The sequence below is a fragment of the Streptomyces sp. NPDC057486 genome, assembly GCF_042802415.1.
In the GTDB taxonomy this organism is placed as follows: domain Bacteria; phylum Actinomycetota; class Actinomycetes; order Streptomycetales; family Streptomycetaceae; genus Streptomyces; species Streptomyces yanii.
Map to the genome: position 1 here is coordinate 52,100 of NZ_JBHVEE010000041.1, position 16,837 is coordinate 68,936.

The 16,837-nt window shown below is 68.5% G+C and carries 15 protein-coding genes and 1 pseudogene; 6 read left to right on the forward strand and 10 right to left on the reverse strand.

Annotated features, from left to right (window positions below; translation table 11 throughout):
* Nucleotides 1–93: 93 nt before the first annotated feature.
* From ACFU6I_RS20495 to ACFU6I_RS20515, 5 genes and pseudogenes are all read right to left on the reverse strand, one after another.
* Nucleotides 94–1,737 (reverse strand): family 20 glycosylhydrolase, encoded by a 1,644-nt coding sequence (locus tag ACFU6I_RS20495; protein WP_384368551.1) that lies wholly within the window; start codon nt 1,735–1,737, stop codon nt 94–96.
* A 101-nt stretch (nt 1,738–1,838) separates the two neighbouring features.
* On the reverse strand, nt 1,839–2,687 hold the full coding sequence (locus tag ACFU6I_RS20500) for a hypothetical protein (protein ID WP_384368554.1): 849 nt from the start codon (nt 2,685–2,687) through the stop codon (nt 1,839–1,841).
* A gap of 320 nt (nt 2,688–3,007) precedes the next feature.
* Nucleotides 3,008–3,211, reverse strand: coding sequence for an HIT family protein (locus ACFU6I_RS20505; protein WP_384368599.1), 204 nt, complete (start codon nt 3,209–3,211; stop codon nt 3,008–3,010).
* Between the two features lie 40 nt (nt 3,212–3,251).
* Nucleotides 3,252–3,585 (reverse strand): annotated as a pseudogene (locus tag ACFU6I_RS20510) (Scr1 family TA system antitoxin-like transcriptional regulator); the annotation flags it as partial.
* A gap of 109 nt (nt 3,586–3,694) precedes the next feature.
* Nucleotides 3,695–4,552, reverse strand: a complete 858-nt coding sequence (locus ACFU6I_RS20515) for a serine protease (RefSeq protein ID WP_384368602.1) — start codon at nt 4,550–4,552, stop codon at nt 3,695–3,697.
* 672 nt (nt 4,553–5,224) lie between these two features.
* Here ACFU6I_RS20515 and ACFU6I_RS20520 point away from each other — a divergent pair.
* Nucleotides 5,225–6,826, forward strand: coding sequence for a peptide-N4-asparagine amidase (locus ACFU6I_RS20520; protein WP_384368557.1), 1,602 nt, complete (start codon nt 5,225–5,227; stop codon nt 6,824–6,826).
* Nucleotides 6,827–7,094: 268 nt separating this feature from the next.
* Here the strand turns inward: ACFU6I_RS20520 and ACFU6I_RS20525 are convergent, their stop codons facing one another.
* Nucleotides 7,095–8,147 (reverse strand): M14 family zinc carboxypeptidase, encoded by a 1,053-nt coding sequence (locus ACFU6I_RS20525; protein WP_384368560.1) that lies wholly within the window; start codon nt 8,145–8,147, stop codon nt 7,095–7,097.
* 279 nt (nt 8,148–8,426) lie between these two features.
* On the opposite strand from ACFU6I_RS20525, the gene ACFU6I_RS20530 reads away from it, so the two are divergent.
* Both ACFU6I_RS20530 and snpA read left to right on the forward strand, forming a co-directional pair.
* Nucleotides 8,427–9,620 (forward strand): M14 family zinc carboxypeptidase, encoded by a 1,194-nt coding sequence (locus ACFU6I_RS20530; RefSeq protein ID WP_384368563.1) that lies wholly within the window; start codon nt 8,427–8,429, stop codon nt 9,618–9,620.
* Between the two features lie 791 nt (nt 9,621–10,411).
* Nucleotides 10,412–11,098: a snapalysin gene (gene snpA / locus ACFU6I_RS20535; protein ID WP_384368566.1), complete on the forward strand. Its 687-nt coding sequence runs from the start codon at nt 10,412–10,414 to the stop codon at nt 11,096–11,098.
* 443 nt (nt 11,099–11,541) lie between these two features.
* On the opposite strand, the gene ACFU6I_RS20540 is transcribed toward snpA, so the two are convergent.
* From ACFU6I_RS20540 to ACFU6I_RS20555, 4 genes are all read right to left on the reverse strand, one after another.
* A complete protein-coding gene (locus ACFU6I_RS20540; protein ID WP_384368569.1) occupies nt 11,542–12,258 on the reverse strand; it encodes a zf-HC2 domain-containing protein in 717 nt (238 codons plus the stop codon).
* Nucleotides 12,255–12,827 (reverse strand): sigma-70 family RNA polymerase sigma factor, encoded by a 573-nt coding sequence (locus ACFU6I_RS20545; protein ID WP_384368572.1) that lies wholly within the window; start codon nt 12,825–12,827, stop codon nt 12,255–12,257. Before ACFU6I_RS20545 ends, ACFU6I_RS20540 begins: the two co-directional genes overlap by 4 nt.
* Before the next feature lie 120 nt (nt 12,828–12,947).
* A complete protein-coding gene (locus tag ACFU6I_RS20550) occupies nt 12,948–13,946 on the reverse strand; it encodes a DUF1996 domain-containing protein (RefSeq protein WP_384368575.1) in 999 nt (332 codons plus the stop codon).
* Nucleotides 13,947–14,033: 87 nt separating this feature from the next.
* A complete protein-coding gene (locus ACFU6I_RS20555; protein ID WP_384368578.1) occupies nt 14,034–14,969 on the reverse strand; it encodes a CHRD domain-containing protein in 936 nt (311 codons plus the stop codon).
* Between the two features lie 204 nt (nt 14,970–15,173).
* Between ACFU6I_RS20555 and ACFU6I_RS20560 the strand changes: the two genes are divergently transcribed.
* The 3 genes from ACFU6I_RS20560 (at nt 15,174) to ACFU6I_RS20570 (ending at nt 16,830) form a co-directional block, all read left to right on the forward strand.
* Nucleotides 15,174–15,650: a hypothetical protein gene (locus tag ACFU6I_RS20560; RefSeq protein WP_384368581.1), complete on the forward strand. Its 477-nt coding sequence runs from the start codon at nt 15,174–15,176 to the stop codon at nt 15,648–15,650.
* Nucleotides 15,651–15,791: 141 nt separating this feature from the next.
* The gene (locus ACFU6I_RS20565) at nt 15,792–16,124 is read left to right on the forward strand and encodes a hypothetical protein (RefSeq protein ID WP_384368584.1); all 333 of its coding nucleotides are present in this window, start codon (nt 15,792–15,794) and stop codon (nt 16,122–16,124) included.
* 79 nt (nt 16,125–16,203) lie between these two features.
* Nucleotides 16,204–16,830: a hypothetical protein gene (locus ACFU6I_RS20570; protein ID WP_384368587.1), complete on the forward strand. Its 627-nt coding sequence runs from the start codon at nt 16,204–16,206 to the stop codon at nt 16,828–16,830.
* Nucleotides 16,831–16,837 lie beyond the last annotated feature (7 nt).

The following is a 16,837-nucleotide window of genomic DNA, read 5'->3' on the forward strand; positions in this document are numbered from 1 at the left end:
GGCGACGCCCAGCCGGAAGTCGGACAGGCGCGCCCGGGCGTGGAGGTCAGCCGCCCTGAGACCGCGACGGCCCGGGGGCGAGCCGGGTGCGCGTCAGTCACGGATGCGGGCCGCAGGCGCTGTTCCCACCTGCTCCACGACCCTGGCCCGGAATTCCTCGAGCGTCTCGGCCGGCTTGGGGGAACCCCAGGTCTGTTGTGCGAACACCTGCAGCCACTCCTGCAGCAACCGCGCCACTTCGTCCTGCCCCATGGAGCTGGGTGAGTCGCACCAGACGGACAGATGGGCGCCGAAAACCGGTGCGTGCTCCGGCAGATGGTAATCACCCGCGCTGCCGGCGGCCCCCATGAACGTCCGTGAGGTCCAGCGCTCGTAGATCCCCCGCGGATTCTTGTAGGGGCCCGTTCCGAGACCCTCCGACGTGAGAATGAAGTACAGGTAGTCACCGTTGGAGTTGATGACCTGATGTCCGGCAGTGACGTACTGCCCGGCGTTCGGTTTTGCCGAGTTCCAGCGTATCCAGACGTCGACCTGGGTCCGCGGGTCGACGCGGTTCACACCCTCGCCCGGATAGACGTCGTCGTTGAACATGCGCGCCGTCTTGCCCTTCGACCGGACCACGTCCGCGAGTTCGTTCATGTAGAACTCGTATCCGTCGTGTGCGGTGGCCGAGCTGTTTCCAGTCACGTCCCGTGCGTACTGCACCAGTTGCGGCGCCGTCCGGTCCGAGACGACATCCGGCCCCGTCCCCTGCCACGGTGCCGGGAAGAACTCGTCGCCGCCGAGGTGGAAGACAGGTCCGTCGAACAGATCGCACATCTCGCTGACGATCTCGTGGACGAGCCGCCGCGCGTCCGGCTTGCTGAAGTCCAGAAAGCCGGAGTGTCGGGTGCCGTTGGCAAGCACAAGTTGGTACTCGGGGTGGAAGGACAGGATGTGGTCCATGTGACCCGGGGTGTCCACGTCGACATTGACCTGTACGTGATATTTCTGCGCGAAGGCCAGGATCTCCCGCACCTCCGCTTTCGTGAGGTGCTCCGCCGAGACGATCTCCGGATGCGTCTCGCACTCCACTCGAAAACCGAGCCCCTCGGAGATGTGGAGCTGGAGCGCGTTCATCTTCAGGAACGACATCTCGCGGATGAGAGCCTTGATCCAGTCCGGTGTGAAGTACTTCCGGCCCAGGTCGAGCAGCAGGGCCCGCTCGCTGAGGGCCGGCCAGTCGACGATCCTGCCGGCGGGCAGGCCGCTGCGCAGCACCTGCACCAGCGTCCTGGTACCCCAGAAGACACCGACGGCGGTCGGGGACGTGATCGTGACGGCCTTGTCGGTGACGATCGAGTACGCCTCCGAGTGCTCGGCCCGGTCCACCTCGCCCAGTCGCAGGACGATGTCGTGCGGCCCGGAGTTCCGGGACACGGCCACCCGCGGAGCCCGCGTCAGGTGTCCTTCTGCGACCAGCTCCTCCGCGAGCACCTCCGCTGCCGGCCGGAGATCGCGTGCCGAAGCCGGGTGCAGAACGATGCGCGTTGCCGGCACGAGTTCCTTCGCGACCGCCCCGGCCTCGAATCGCTGCACGGCAGGCAGGACCGTCGGCGGAGCCGCTTCCGGGATGGCCGGCCCTGTGCCTGCGCCGTCGGCGACGCCCGCGAAGGCAGGGGTCCTCGTTCCGGCCAGGATGGGAAGGGACAGGCCGGCGGCCACAAATCCCCGACGGCTCACTCTCGACTGCTCCATCGTGCGCGTGCTCCTCTCGGTGGAACCTCGTCCTTGCGCCGCCTGTGATGCCGGGCCTCTCGCCCGCCCGCATCGGGGCGCGTCGCGTGCGCGTGCCGGTCTCAGGCTGGGCGGCCTCCGACGTCGTCGATGCGGATGTCGACGTAGCCGGGCTCGAAACCGGTCAGCTTCTGCGGGAACCACGTTCCGGCCTTGACGTCCCGCGGTACCGACAGCGCCGGGGCGGCCGAAGCATGGTCGGCGCCGGAGGGCGTGTCGCTCGGCTGGACACGGACGGACACCGGGTCGCCCACCGACGGGGTGAGCAGGCAGTTCGTGTTCCGGGTGAAGGCCGCCTTGACACCTGCGGTGCAGAGGCCGGCGCCGTGGAGCGAGTCCCGGGCCCGGCTCCGGGTGAACGTCACCGGCGGGACCCGGTCACCGCGCTTCGCGGTCGCGGTGAGGTGCTCGGTCAGGGCGCTGGACGAAGCGCGGTCGCCGTCGGTCACCATGGTGTCCGGGATGATCCGGGTGCCGTCGTCGGAGGCCTTGGTGCCAGGGGCGGCGACGAGGCCCAGCCCGAGCCGGGCGGTGACTCCACGCGGAGCGAGGGCGTCGGTGCCCGCGACGGTGCTCTTCGCCGCCGGGTCCACCGGGATGCGGATGGCGTTGCCGCCGCCGTGCCCGCGCACCGGTAACCGGAATCCGGTCGCTTTCCGCAGCTCCACGGCGAGTTGCTCACCGACACGGTCCGCTTCACCCTGTGCGACGACGGCGAGAGAGGGACGCAGGACGAACGGCTCATCGCCAGCCGCATCGTCCACGGCGACCGGGCGCGGAACGAGCGCGGTGGCCGCCGCCGCGGGCGCGGCCTGCTCGGCACTGGCTGCCGCCGGCACACCCGCCGGGCCCACCAGGATCGTGAGGACCGCCGCGACCGGCGGACGCGGTGCGCAACAGCGGGATGGCACAGGACTTCTCTGCACTCGCAATGGCACGGGGACTCCTTGGAGGGCAATCATCGATGCACGTACATACTTGAAAAGCCCGAGTTCCACTCAGTTTCGAGCAACTTAGCGCCACGGACCGCAGTGGTCTAGTCCCTTCACACGGAGAAGGTCCCGACGTACTCCTCGGCCCCACCCAGTTCCGGCTCCTCGCGCAGCCCGGACCCTGTCGATCCGTCACCTCGTCCTCCAAGGCCCTCGGTTACCACGACAAGACCGCCGCCCGCCTGGTCACCGGGGCCGGAGGAACCTGGGCTCGATACGCCCCCGCCGACCACTCACGCTCACGATGAACCCGCTCCGCAGATGCCATGGCGGATGTGGGACAGTCCTCCACGCACGGCTGTTGCAATGACATCGAGCTCACTGCGCTCACGCACTCGCCACTCGGCATCCACCCGAAACCCACCATCCGCGAACCGCGGGAATACGTGAAGGTGCACATGGAAGACCTCCTGGAAGGCGGCCTCGCCGTCGGCCAGGAACAGGTTGACGCCCTCTCACAACGGGGCCCATCCGCAGCCACGATCAGCCCAATGCATCGATCGACTTCACGATCAGGGCGCGCGCATCCGCGCCAGACACAACCATGCTTCGTAGCTGCTCGAACGCCTTGAGGCAGAGCCCGATTTCGCTCGGCTGCGTGATGTTCACCTGCGCGGAAAGGAGTTCCACGGAGACGAGGGTGTCGTCGTAGACGTGGATGGTCTCTTGCGGCCAGAGCTCCCGCTCCCGCGTCGCCATCGGCGATGATTCCCAGCGACACCACAGGTAGCGCCCCGACGGACAGCAGGTGCCCGAGCTGGGCGGACGCCGACTCGGCGGTGCAGAGTTGGAAATGCAGCACCGGCTCCTCGACGAGAGGAAAACACACCGTCGACCCGGCCGGGATCGGGCGGATCATGCGGATTGAGGGCGCCGCCGCACGGACGTGCTCGCGGCCGGTCCGTACGGCGTACGCCCTCTGTCGACTAGGCCTGGGGCTGGGGGAGTTCACATCCCTTGCGGCCCAGGTCGAGCTTGCTGCCGTCGACGACGCACGGCACGATCCCGTAGGTCTCCTGCGCGTAGCGCGTGCCGTGACGGACGGTGATGAGCCCCTTGCGGTCGACCTCGCAGGGGTTGTTGAGCGTGCACTGCTCGCCGTCCTCGTTATGGGTGTTGTTGACGGCGATCACGCGTCCGGTGTGGTCGTCGATCACCGGGGAGCCGGAGGTGCCGCCGATGGTCTGGCACTCGGGCGTGTAACGCACCGAGTCCTTCCAGGTCCACCAGTACTCCTTGAGCTGGTCCACGAACCCGTCGACGGAGCACTTGTACTGCTTCTTCCAGTACCCCGACGCCACGGTGATCTCGGTGTTCTTGCGCGGGTGGCGCGGGTCGAGCAGCAGCGGCTGTACGTGGTACTTGCTCTCGATCTCGGCGTAGGTGGTGGTCGTCCGGTACAGCGAGACGTCGGTGTCGGTCATTGTCGCGTACGAGATCTGGTCGGCCTGGAGCGTGCCGAGCACCCCGGCGTCCTCGTCGAGGAGCTTGAACGTGCGGATGGACGGCCGGTCCACGATGACCTGGCCGGCCTTCGGGAAGCCGCCCTCGATGCAGTGCCCGTTGGAGAGCACGAGGGCGGGGTCGTCGGGCTGTGACTGCGGGGTACGCACGACGGAGCCGGAACAGTTGCTGAGCGCGACGGTTCCGGCGAACGTGACGGGCGCGTCGTTCGGTCTCGCGCGGGTGCCGGCGTCCCCGCCCGCGGTCCCGGCGACGGCGGGTGCCGCGCCCGCGCCGACCAGGGCGAGCGCGAACGCCGCGCCGGTGAGCGCCTTGCCGATCCTCGGTGAGCGACGTGTCGTGCGTGTCATCGGTGCTGCGGGTGACATTGGGTGGAGCCCCCTTGCCGACGCCGGGTGTGACGTCTGTAGCCGATGGTTGACGTGCGCATTCTTCGGTGCCGACGGACGGCGGGACAAGGGGTGGGATCAAGTCCGTTTCCCCCCGCGGTCCGTGGGCGCGGCGGATGCTGGCACGGGCCGGGCCCAGTGCACATACAGATCCGAACTCACGCTCGGGCTCCGCGACTTGGCGTTCCCCCAGGTCACGTCGGCTCCGGCGGGGTCGCCGGAGCGGCAGGTGGGGGGCCGGGTCTCGGTTCAGCACTCCCCCGTCCGGCCGGAACTGGAGGCTGATCCTGGGCCCGGACGCCCGCGCCGACTTGGCGATCGCGTGGTCCCAGGTGCGCCGGCAGGAGACGCCCATCACGATGAGGTCGTCATGCCCGAGGGCTCTGCGCACGGTCGGCCCGCCGCCCCGACGGGGTGCAGCAGGTCGCGAATCTGCTTGACGTCCCATGGAACGCCGAGGGGTGGTGAGTGAGGAAACCGTGCAAGGTGCGCGTTTCGCCGGAGTTCGCAACAATCGATTTTCCCGCACGAGCACACAGATCACGACAAGATCGAACATTCGCCCCTGGCGCACTTGCTCGTCCCGCGCTTCACTCCTGACTCATGAAACGACAGATCACGTCCATGCTCGCCGGACTGGTGCTGGCCGCCGGATCGGCGTTCGGCGCGAGCACGGCGGCCGCGGCCGAGCCGGTTCCTGTGGAGTTCGGCACCGACTGGCACGACCCGCTGACCGCGGCGCCGGCCATCGAGAAGCCCGACACCCGATCCTGCGAAGTCACCATCGCCGAGGCGCAGTTCCGTGACTTCAAGCCGTACAGGGGAAGTTACGCCCCGCCCACGGAGTGCGGAGACCGCTGGAGCAAGGTGGTGCTGCGCCTCGACGGAAAGGTGAAGGGCCGTCAGTACGACCGGCTCGGCTACCTCCGTATGGGCGGCGTCGAAGTGTTCCGTACGTCCACGCCCGAGCCCTCCGTCGACGGGATCACCTGGTCGGTGGAGAAGGACGTCACCCACTACAGCGACACATTGCGCCGCGAGCAGCCCGTCGAAATGCTCATCGGCAATGTCGTCGACGAGACGTACACCGGCGTCATCGACGTCAAGGTCACGCTGACCTTCTATGCCGCGAAGGGCAGTACGAAGGCCGCCGAGACGCCCGACAAGGTGCTCCCGCTGGAGGGCGCCACGCTGACCACGCCGCGTAACTCCGAGCGTATCGTCGCCGAGGTGTACGCCACCGGATCCGGCGGCGGCTGCGAGGAGTACTGGTACCTGACCGTGCCGGACGCCGCGTCCTACTCGTGCAAGGCGGACAAGGGTCCGTACCGCGAGGTACAGGTCAAGGTCGACGGCCAACTCGCGGGAATCGCGGCGCCGTTCCCGACCGTGTGGACCGGCGGCTGGTCCAACCCCTTCCTGTGGTACGTCGTTCCGGCGCCGCGTGCCTTCGACGTGAAGCCGATCGAGTACGACCTGACGCCGTTCGCCGGCATCCTCAACGACGGGCGCGAGCACCGCGTCGAGGTGTCGGTCGCGGGCCTGCGCGAGGGGCAGAGCGGCTGGAGCACGCCCACGAACGTGCTCGTCTGGCAGGACGAGGGCAGCGAGCACGTCACCGGGGCGCTCACGAAGCACGATCAGAGTGATCTTTCGAACTCGACGACGATCACGCCCGGTTCACTGAACCGGCTCGACACCAAGGGTGGCCACCGGCTCACCGTCGCCGGCTATGTGAACACCTCGCACGGGCGCGTCGAGACCACCGTCTCGCGCACCCTCGCCAATACCTCGGCCCACCACTGGACGGCGGACGAGAACACCGACAGGCTCACGTCACGCTGGGACGACGACGAGACGGTGACCGTGGACGGCCGCGGCCCGGCGCGGGTCGCGCACACCCATCGCGTCTACACCATGGACGGCGAGACCACGATCGGCACGGACAACCGGCTGCGCACCGTCCTCACGCTCGGGGACCGGGCGGACACCTCGGTCGTACGCGCCGGCAAGCACATCTCCTGGTCGCGGCTCGACGATACGTACACCGGCGACGCCACCTGGACGCTGGGTGTCCCGCGTGACCAGCGCCATGCCGTCGGCACGTCGAACGAGCGCTACCGGCTGGACGGGTCGGAGGGCTGCTACGACCGCACACTACGGACCGAGCAGGGCGTCCTGACGGAGGACCGTACGGGCTGCTGAGCCCACGCGGGGCCCGGCTGTGTGTGCCGGGCTCCGCGCTCTCCAACTCATGTGATTTCAAATGTCAGTCGGCTTCGACCGCGACACGGTCCCCGGATGAGAGCTTGCAGCCCGCCGCCTCGGATCAGCCCGAGGGGACGCAACCTCGTCATGGACCTGGAGGACACGCGCAGCAAGGCCAGGCACCTGCTCTGCCGGGCAGCGGAAACCCCGGGTCACCGCCCTCGGAGGGGCTGTGACCCGGGGTTTCACCGCGGTGGTGCCGTCGTCAGCAGGTGTTGCACTGCTGGGGAAGGGTGTCCCAGAAGGAGGTGTCCGCCTTGTCGATCGAGCCGTCGGCGACCGCCTGGATAGTGGCTTCCATGGTGAGCACCGACTGCCGGATCAGGTAGCCGTTGGACTTCTGGCCGAGTACATACGGTGCGTACTCGTGGTCGCTCATCCCGCGCATCTCGAACAGCAACGTGGCGATGCCGTACTCGGCCGCCATGCCGTTACGGCCGATGGTGTTGGCCGAGCCCCCGTCGTACCGGCCGATGTGGCCCCAGCCGGTGCGGTCGACGTTGTGGTACACCACGGAGCCGAGCCGCTTGGACTTCTCGACCAGTTCGGGCGAGACGTCCGGGGTCGTCGGGTACAGGATCGAACCGGACACCAGATCCCCGTTCACGCGGGACTGGGTGCCCTGGTGGTGCAGGTCGATCGCGTAGTCCACGTCGTAGGCGCGCAACACATTCTCGTGCAGGGCCTGCGTCTCGGGCTGCTCCTTGGCCACGTGGTCGCGGTTGAGGTCGACCTCGTTGGCGTTGTAGCGGGTCAGATGGCGTTCGCCTTTGGCGAGGTAGCCGTCGAGGGGGAAGTTCACGTCACCCATTGCGCCGTCGGCGTTGAACATCGGGATGAAGAGGATGTTCACGTCCTTGAGCATCGAGGCCTTGGACGGCGAGCCGAGGGACTTGATGGTGTGCAGCATGGCCTCGGTGGTCAGCTGTTCATTGCCGTGCTGCTGCGCCAGATACAGGATCGTCGGGTTGTCCGGGTTACTGACGTACTTGACCAGGTGGATGTCGCGGCCCTTGACGGTCTGCCCGATCACCTCGAGCTCCATGGCGTCCTGCTTGGCGTCCTGGGTCTTCAGGAAGCGGACCACGTCGTCGTAGGTGGACAGGATCGAGGTGTTGATCGTCTCCTTGCCCTGGTAGTTGGGGCCTTCCCCGACCGCAGCGGCGGTGCCGGTGTACAGGGCACCGGTCAGCAGGAGTGCGCCGGTGAGGGCGGCGGCAGTAGCACGGGCGGATCTGGTGAGGCTGGACCTACGCATGTGTTTCTCCCTGGTGTCGTGATCAGCGCCTGATGGCGGGCGAGCATATGATCTTGATGAAAACCCGTCAATGCCGATGTGTCTGAGTGGCGTTACTGCAGATCAGAGCATTTGGCAGGAAAATGTCGTGAAGCGCATGGCCGTTGCAGGCAGGACGGCCGCCCGCCGCGCCAGGCTCGTATGCGACAGGAGCTAGGCCCGGTTCACAGATGTCTCTCGGCCGCCTAGAGTGGCGTGCGCCCCCCTCGGAAGTGCCTTACGACACCTGAGGAGCAGTGAATGTCCGCTCGGAGATGGGTCGCCACACTGGCGAGCACCGTCCTGATCGCCGGCCTCTCCACCGTCGCCGCCAACGCCACCGGCAACCCCACCACCGGCGCGATCCCGCCGGTGTCCCACTGCGGCACCGAGGCCTCCGGATCCGGCAACAACGGCTTCGTGAACTACACGCAACTGACCGCCGCTCTCCAGCAGCTGGAGACCAGCACCGGCGGCACCGTCGACGTGGAGGTGGCCGGGTACTCCAACCAGGGCCGCGCCATCCACACCGCGCGCGTCGGCGAGGGCGACAAGGTCGTGTACGTGCAGACGCAGATCCACGGCAATGAGATGCACGGCACAGAGGCTGCCCTGGAGCTGCTCAAGCAGTGGGGCTCTGACAGCCCGGCGGCCAAGAAGCTGCGGAAGAACGTCACCGTGGTGGTCATCCCCCGGTTGAACGTCGACGGAGGCGAGCTCGACCAGCGGCAGAACGACATGACCTGGGACGAGGTCGTCGCCGACTTCCCGCAGCTGGCGGGTGCGTCCCCGTCGTGGAACTACAACTCCCGGGTCGGCGGTTTCGATATCAACCGTGACTTCCACCCGAACCTGGACTACGTTCCCGCCGCCGAGGACTTCCCGGGCGACAGCGCCGACACCGGCTGGTACATCACTCCCGAGGCTCGGGCCTCCCGCGATGTCTACCGTTCGCTGGAGCAGGAGTTCGGCACCGTCGACTACTTCGTCGACCTGCACAACCAGTGGTCCTGCTACGCCACCGATGACATGGAGAGCATGTCGCCGCTGTCCATCTCGGCCAAGTTCATCGACAACCCGGCCGAGTTCGGCAACTGGCCCAAGTTCGACATGGACGCCTCCAAGCGGGCCAACGTCGCCGTCTACCAGGCGCTCCAGAAGCGGGGCAAGTCCTCCTACGGCAAACTGACCCTCTACCCGCAGACCACCAACCTGCCGGGCACCGCGCTCGGTTCGTACCAGCTGCGCGGCTCTGCGGCGGTTCTCTTCGAGACGTCCTCGCAGACCCAGTACGACGGCATGAAGCGCAACGGCATGCTCGCCAAGATGGTCGAGACCGGGCTCGGCGGCCTGGTCGACGCCGTCGCGGACGGCTCGGTGAACTCCCTCGACACGGGCGTCTACGACGCCATCCCGAACCGCGTCACGCTGCCTTCCGACAGGCCCGGCGTCTGACGGAGCGGACGGCCGACGGCATCGCCCGGCAGTCCGGCCCTTCCCTGGCTCCGCACCGACGCCTCGGTCCGGAGCCGGCTGAGCCGCCGCCCTGCCGGGAGGTGCCGCTTCACGCCTGCCGGACCGCGCCGGGGCCAGGTCGTCGCCGAGTACTTCGATGTCGGTCACAGCCGCTCCCGGCCCTGGCAGCGCCGCCCCCGCGCGATCGAGTTCGAGGCCGATGCAGAAGGGGTGCCGGTGGGGCAGGTGGGTGGCGCGGACATCGACGATCCGCTGGGTGAGCTTGTTGGCGTTCGCCTGGGCCGAGGTCAGGAGCGCGGCAAAATCGCCCGTGAGTCGGGCGACCCGGGGCCGGTGGGGAGCGAAAGAAACGGAAGCTCATGTTCTATGACATCGGTCACAGCACTCCGCCGACCAACCGGCGCACTTAGTAGATGCAGCGTGGCAGATGTCTGAGCATTTGTCCGTATTTGCCCCATTCCGTATCCCGCCACGCGTCCCGGGATTCCGCCCGGCCGACCAGCACGCCCGTTGCCCCGGGCTGTAACGCTTCTGACGCCGCGACAGCTTCCTCTCCCGCCGCCATGTGCGGACCGAAGACCCGCACACAGCCCTGGCGAGGCCCCGGGACCTACGAGGCGACATAGCGGCGGGGGCCCCTTGTGCTCCCTGTCGAGCCCTTCTAAGAATGGCGGCCCACAGGACGTCGCCGCAGTTCGGAACCGGTGTTCACGCAGAGTCGACCATGCACCGGGCGCTCGACGTCACCGAGCGAGTAGGAGCCCCCCCGTATGAAGTCGTCTCGAACATCCGCGAGGCTCCTCGCCCTCGCTCTCGGCCTGGGTCTGGCCTCCAGCGCCCTGGGCGCGGCAGTGCCGGCGAGCGCCCAGACGGCCGCCGCCCCGTCCGCTGCCGCCGGTACCTCCGTGGCGCGGTACGCCGGGTCGGTTCAGGAGGCTGCGAACAACAAGGCGTTCTTCGAGGCCGTGCACAAATCGGTCGCCGAGAAGCGCGCCGCCCAGCCGAACGCGCAGGCGGTGACCGTCTACTACAACGCCTCCCAGGCACCGAGCTTCCGTTCGCAGATATCGAGCGCGGCCTCGATCTGGAACAGCTCCGAGTCCAACGTCAAGCTCCAGGAGACTTCGAGCGGTGGTGACTTCTCCTACCGCGAGGGCAACGACTCGCGCGGGTCCTACGCCTCCACCAACGGCCACGGACGCGGCTACATCTTCCTCGACTACACCCAGAGCCGGCAGAACGACTCGATCCGCGTCGTCACCCACGAGACCGGGCACGTGCTGGGACTGCCGGACCACTACAGCGGGCCGTGCAGTGAGCTGATGTCGGGCGGCGGCCCCGGCCCGTCCTGCACCAACCGCTACCCGAACGCCACCGAGCGCTCGCGTGTCGACCAGCTGTGGGCCACCGGACTGACCCATGTCCCGGACTCGCGCAGGACCTGGGCACGGCGGTGAACCAGGCCCGCTGACGACCTGAGCGCTGCACCACCGGTACGGACCGTGGCGCCGGGTCGCGGTCCGTACGTGTGCTCTCCGGGCCGTGCGCTGCACTCATCCGTGCCGCCCACGACCTGCTGCCCGACCCGGGGCCGCTCCATCAGCTCGATCGCCGAACTGCTCGGCGTCTCCCCCGGGCACCCTGTACAACCACATCCCGGACCTGTGCGAGCTGCGCGCAGGCGCCGTGCCCCGTCGCGGCACCCACAAGAACGTTCAGCCCTCGAAGCCGACATCCGCCGACGGACTCATTGTGTCAGCGGCTCTGAGCGCCCAGCTCAGTGAGGCCATTCCGACTGGGAACGGCCTCACTGAGCTGGGTGCCGCGGGACAGTTCACGATCCGCGCCGTCACCATCGACAACGTCATGGAGTCGCCTATCGCGTCCGGGCCCGAGCGGTTCAGACCTTGACGGACACGTACTCCTTGCCCTTGTCGTTCTCGATCACGACCTTCTGCACGTCGTCCATGGGGACGGCCGCCGAACCGTCGAGGTTGGCGCCCTTCTTCTCGTCGGCGACGAGCCAGCTGCCCGCGATCTCGCGGCTGCCGTCCTTCGCGACGACCACCATGCGGCAGCGTTCGCCCGCCGGGATGCCCGTGACCGAGGCGTTGAGGCGGATCCAGTCGACGGCTGGGGTCACCCTGAGCCTCATCTCACTGCCGGTCGAGGCGCCGCGGCCCTCAAGGACCTTCATGCCGGCCGGCTGCGCCGGTGGCACGGTCGCCGTGACCGAGGGGGCCGGAGGGATCGCCTCCGGAATGCGCTCGCCGGTGTTCTGGCCGATCAGGACGCCGCCGCCGAGGACGGCTGCCGCCGCGACCGCCGCGACCGAGCCCAGGACCGCTCTTCGCCGCAGCGTCTGCCCGGCGCGTTCGCTGCGGACCTGCCTCAGCGTGCGCTGCAGCAGCAGGTCACCACCTTCCGGGGGCCCGTCGAGGAACGCCTCCGGGGGTACTTCGCCGAGCGCGGACTCCATCTCCCGCAGCCCGTCCAGTTCGTCGCGGCACTTCTGGCACGACGCCATGTGTACGTCGACGGTTCGCACCTCCTGCTCGTCGAGCGCGCCGAGGACATAGGCGCCGAGCAGTTCGCTGTCGTGTTCCTTGGTGCTCACACCGCCACCCCCTTCAACGCCACCAGATTCACTGCCTTCGGTCTGTCTGCGTACATGTCCCGCAGGGCCTTCAACGCATAGTGTGACCGGGACTTGACCGTCCCGGGTGGTATCCCGAGTTTCTTCGCCGCCTCGGCGACGCTCCTGCCCTGGAAGTAGATTTCCATGAGCACGTCCCGGTGGTCCGGGGAGAGCCGGTCGAGCGCCTCCATGACGACCATCGAGTCGACCACGGCGTCCGCGTGGTCCTGCTCGACGGGCTGGGTGGTCACCGACTCGGCGACCTCCGTGGGGCGTGCGGCCTTGGCCCGGTACCGGTCCGTGATGATGTTGCGGGCCACGGTGAGCAGCCAGCCACGTACCGAGCCCTTGCCGTTGACCAGGGCGTCCGGGTGTTTCCAGGCCCGGATCAGGGTTTCCTGGACCACGTCCTCAGCGGCGCTGCGGTCGCCGGTCAGGCGTTGTGCGTACGCGAGCAGGGCTCTGCCGTGTTCCTCGTAGAGGGACCGGATCAGTGCCTCGTCACCGGTGTCCTGTCTCTGCCGACTGCGTGACCACAATGCCGCCATCCATTTTCTCCGTCCTCTCCTGGGCCGACGCGCTGAACACGGACGGCGGGCCGGACCGGTTCAATTCCGAGCCGATGTGCGCTGAATCACTGACAGTCGGGGTTCGTACGAAGGTCCGGGTCACCCGGACTTGCACTGCTGGTCCTCGTTGATGCAGCGCACCAACTCCGCCATTCGGTCCTCGGCCATCACGTTCACGAACATCGCGTGGTCGGTGATCGGATCGCGCAGCTGCTCCGGGAACGAGTCGACGGCGAACGGCGTACCTTCCGGGAGTTCATAGGTGAGGGTGACGCGCAGTTGCGGCACGGGGAACGTGGCCCGCGGGCAGGTGCCGTCGGCGGCGGGGAACTGTGCGTGCGTACGGTGGTCGGGGCTGTCGGTGGCGAGGCCGTTCCAGCAGCTCGGGAAGTCCAGGGTGCGGGTCGGTCCGCTGCCCTGCGGGCAGAGCACGTAGTTGCGGGTGAACCGGTCCGGGTAGCCGGAGCAGCCCCACTGGGCGCGCACGTTCGCGCTGTCCGTGGTGGCCGCGACCGGGTCGCCCGTGATCAGCCGTATGAAGCGGGGCATGCCGACGACCGAGCTGACCGGGTTGCCGCGGAACTCCACCCGCACCGAGGAGGCGGTGATGGCCTCACCGGTGTTGCCGTGGGCGCCGACGCCGGCCTTGTGGGCCTCGCCGGTACGGTCGAGACGGCGCAGCACCGGCCAGTAGTACGTGGACCGGTCGCCGCCCGCGCAGGTGGTCCCGGCGGCGGCCAGACTCCGGTCGGTGGACAGGGCGTTGGTGGAGAGATTGCCGACGTAGTCGTGGGTGTGGTGGGCGCCGTTCACGACGCCCGGGGAGGTCACGACGTTGTCCATGTTGTAGTGGCCCCGTTCGTTGCGGCCGCAGTCGACGGTGTACGAGCCGGTGGACGCGTCGGGTCCGGCAGCGGGCCTCTGGGCCGTCGGAACGGTCCCGATGTCCACGTACTTGCTGTCGGCGGGTGCGTTGGACACCCTGGCGGCCCCGTCGGCGCCGAACGTCGTGACGCCGAGGAACACGATCAGCCCGAGCAATACGGGCAGAATCCCCCAGAAAAGACGGGAGTTGGAGAAGGGCAGCTTGATCCACACGGAAGCAGAGTGGCACCAGGGGCCGGGTCAGGCAAGATTGCCCGCAAGCCGCCCGCCAAACCTCCATGAACTCCCTTCCGGTGAACGTCAGAGGAACAACTGGCCTCGTACGGCGCCATCGGGGAACTCCCGGGTGTGCACGTTCGAGTAGAAGCTGGTCGGGCTCCCCTTGAGGCGTGCGATCAGCTCGGCGTCGGGGGTGCTGACGCTGCCCGAGATCGCGAAGACGTTCTTCGGTACGGGAGTGACGAACAGCGGGAGCCGTACATCGCCGTTCTCGCCGAGCACCCCCTCGTGGATGTGTCCGGCCAGCGGTGCCCCGATGTTCACCCAGGCCATGGAGTAGTCGACGCGGTCCGGCCGCGGGTGCAGGAACGTGGTGCTGTGCCCGTCCGGGTCGCCCGTCTTGCCGGAATCGCCTGCCGGGACCTCCTGGCCGCCGTCCGCGAGCGCGCGCAACTTGCCGCCCCTGATGATGCTGAGCGGGTTCACCGGCTTCGCCAGGAGCCGGAGCTGTCCGCGCACCGCGCCGCCGGGGAACTCCTCGGAGTGCAGGTCGATGTAGAAGCCGCCGGGGTCGGTGCGCAGCCGTCGGGCGAGCGCGGCGGAGGACATCGTGGTCTGCCCGGCGGCGGAGTTCACCGAGGCGGGCATGACCGTGCCGAACAGCTCGGCCTTCACCCCGCCGTCGCTGCCGGCCTGGCCCTGGTGGAGGTGTCCGCGCGTCGGCCTGCCGATGCCGTTCCAGGTGAGGGCGAAGGTGACCCGGTCGCCCTTGACCTTGATGAGCGCGACGGCCTTGCCGTCCTTGTCGCCCACGGCGGGCCCCTTCTTCTTCTGCACTCCCTGGTCGCCGGTGAGCCGGGCGATCAGGGAGACGGCCGGTGCCCGCGCCGCTTCGGCGGCGGCCGTCGAGACCCGGGCGCCGGGTCCGTCCTCGGCCTTCGCCGGGGCCGTACCGGCGAAACCGGTGAGACCGGCGACGAGCACGGCGACGCCCGCCGCGACAGTGAGCCTGCGCATGTCTTTCGTCCTTCCGGGAGTTGGGCTTCCAGGGCCCTTCGCGTCGATCAACGGGCGGATAGCCCGAACGGTTCAACGCCGTTCCCGATCCGTGGCGTTGGCAGACGGGACAGCCCTTGGCTGAACCTGTACGGCGGGCGGCACGTGTGGGCCACGGGGAAATCGCCCCGCCGCGTTTCACGACGTACGAGAGAGGTCATCACCATGCGCGCACGCAAGGCTCTGTTCGCGATCCCGCTGGCCCTGGGGCTTGTCGCCTGCGGTACCGGGAGCGACAGCGACACCAGCAGCACCGGCGACAAGAATCCGGTCGAGGCGGCGCCCGGCACCGAGGTCACCGTGGCGGATGTCGGGCTCGGCTCCATCCTGGTCGACGGCCAGGGCCGCACCCTGTACGCCTTCACCAAGGACAAGGAGGCCACCAGCAACTGCGACGCGGAGTGCATCGCCGTGTGGCCCGCGCTGACCAGCCCCTCCCCCGCCGCCGCGGGCAAGGGTGTCGAGAAGTCGCTGCTGCGCGAGGCGAAGCAGTCGGGGGGTGCCGTGCAGGTCACGTACGGGGACTGGCCGCTGTACTACTACGTCGGTGACATGGCACCCGGTGACGTCAACGGGCAGGGCCTGGACGGCGAGTGGTTCGCCGTGTCGCCCGACGGAAAGCTCGTCCGCAAGTCCGCGTGACCGTTCCCGAGGCCCGGTCCCGGACCGATCCGCCTCACGTACGCCCTTGATCCGGCGGGTCGTTGAACCGTTCCGCGTCCACGGTCGTGCCTGGAGCGGGGCGGGACGTGCCCGCCGGACGACGCGTACGAGGGAGGAGCCTTGGCCGAGATCGAGATGCCGGGAGACGAGGTGCAACGTCTCGGTGAACTACTGGGCCGGGTGGTGGAGCTCATCGACACCCGGCCGTCGGGCTACAACCCCGAGGACGTCGGCCCGCCACTGGTGCGCCCCGGCACCAACTTCGACGACGCGTGGAAGGACGGGCGCGTGCAGGTCAAGCGGAACAGCAAGGACCTCAAGGACGGCTGCGACGCCATCGTGAAGGCCTTCGCCGAATTCGACACCAAGATGGGCTCTTCGCTGAAGGAAAGCGGCAGCCCGAGCGGTGGCGGCGACGCAACACCCGCCGGGGGCGGCCCCCGGCCGTCCTAGGGCGACGGCCTCATCGCCTCCCCCCATCCGCCTGGCCCGACACGAGCCCGGCCCGAAACGAACTGAGGAGAACGGTCCCATGACCACTGGTTCGCAGACCTTCGGGATCGCCATCCCGGAGAACTGGACGGAGTACGACCTGCACGGCGACACGCTCGCCGAGCGGCGCGCCGAGATGCTGCGGCACGCTCCGCAGAAGGAGACCCGGGACGCCATCAACCACACGTTCCGCAGCGCACGGCGCATCATGGAGGGCGCCCGCATGCGCGGCGCCGTCTATGCGGCGGGCACCACCGCCATGTACGAGGACGGCCTGCTGATGGCCGGGCTCATGGTGTTCAGCGTGAAGCCGCCGCCCGGTGAGGACTTCTCCGCGAAGGGCATCGCCGAGCAGTTCTCGGCCAGCGGGGGCCGCCGCCGCGAGGGCACCAGCCGGACCCTCACGACGGTGACGCTGCCGGGTGTCGGTCCGGTCGGCCGGATGTCCGGCATCGAGGAGACGGAGATCTCCGACGGCATCTCGTACAAGATGGTGGTGACGCACACGTTCGTGCCGGTCCCCGGTGGTGAGCGGGTCCTGGTCATCACCTGCTTCAGCCCGAACATCCCGCTCGCCGAGCCGCTGTGCGACCTCTTCGACGCCATCACCTCGACGTTCGCCTTCGGCGAGGAGGCTCCGGTGGCCGCAGGCGCGGCGGCCACCTGACCGACGC

Bases quoted from the DNA above. Each gene is read 5' to 3' on its own strand.
- ACFU6I_RS20495 (WP_384368551.1), bottom strand. From the start codon at position 1,737: ATGGAGCAGTCGAGAGTGAGCCGTCGGGGATTTGTGGCCGCCGGCCTG.
- ACFU6I_RS20520 (WP_384368557.1), top strand. From the start codon at position 5,225: ATGAAACGACAGATCACGTCCATGCTCGCCGGACTGGTGCTGGCCGCC.
- ACFU6I_RS20525 (WP_384368560.1), bottom strand. From the start codon at position 8,147: ATGCGTAGGTCCAGCCTCACCAGATCCGCCCGTGCTACTGCCGCCGCC.
- ACFU6I_RS20530 (WP_384368563.1), top strand. From the start codon at position 8,427: ATGTCCGCTCGGAGATGGGTCGCCACACTGGCGAGCACCGTCCTGATC.
- snpA (WP_384368566.1), top strand. From the start codon at position 10,412: ATGAAGTCGTCTCGAACATCCGCGAGGCTCCTCGCCCTCGCTCTCGGC.
- ACFU6I_RS20545 (WP_384368572.1), bottom strand. From the start codon at position 12,827: ATGGCGGCATTGTGGTCACGCAGTCGGCAGAGACAGGACACCGGTGAC.
- ACFU6I_RS20555 (WP_384368578.1), bottom strand. From the start codon at position 14,969: ATGCGCAGGCTCACTGTCGCGGCGGGCGTCGCCGTGCTCGTCGCCGGT.
- ACFU6I_RS20560 (WP_384368581.1), top strand. From the start codon at position 15,174: ATGCGCGCACGCAAGGCTCTGTTCGCGATCCCGCTGGCCCTGGGGCTT.
- ACFU6I_RS20570 (WP_384368587.1), top strand. From the start codon at position 16,204: ATGACCACTGGTTCGCAGACCTTCGGGATCGCCATCCCGGAGAACTGG.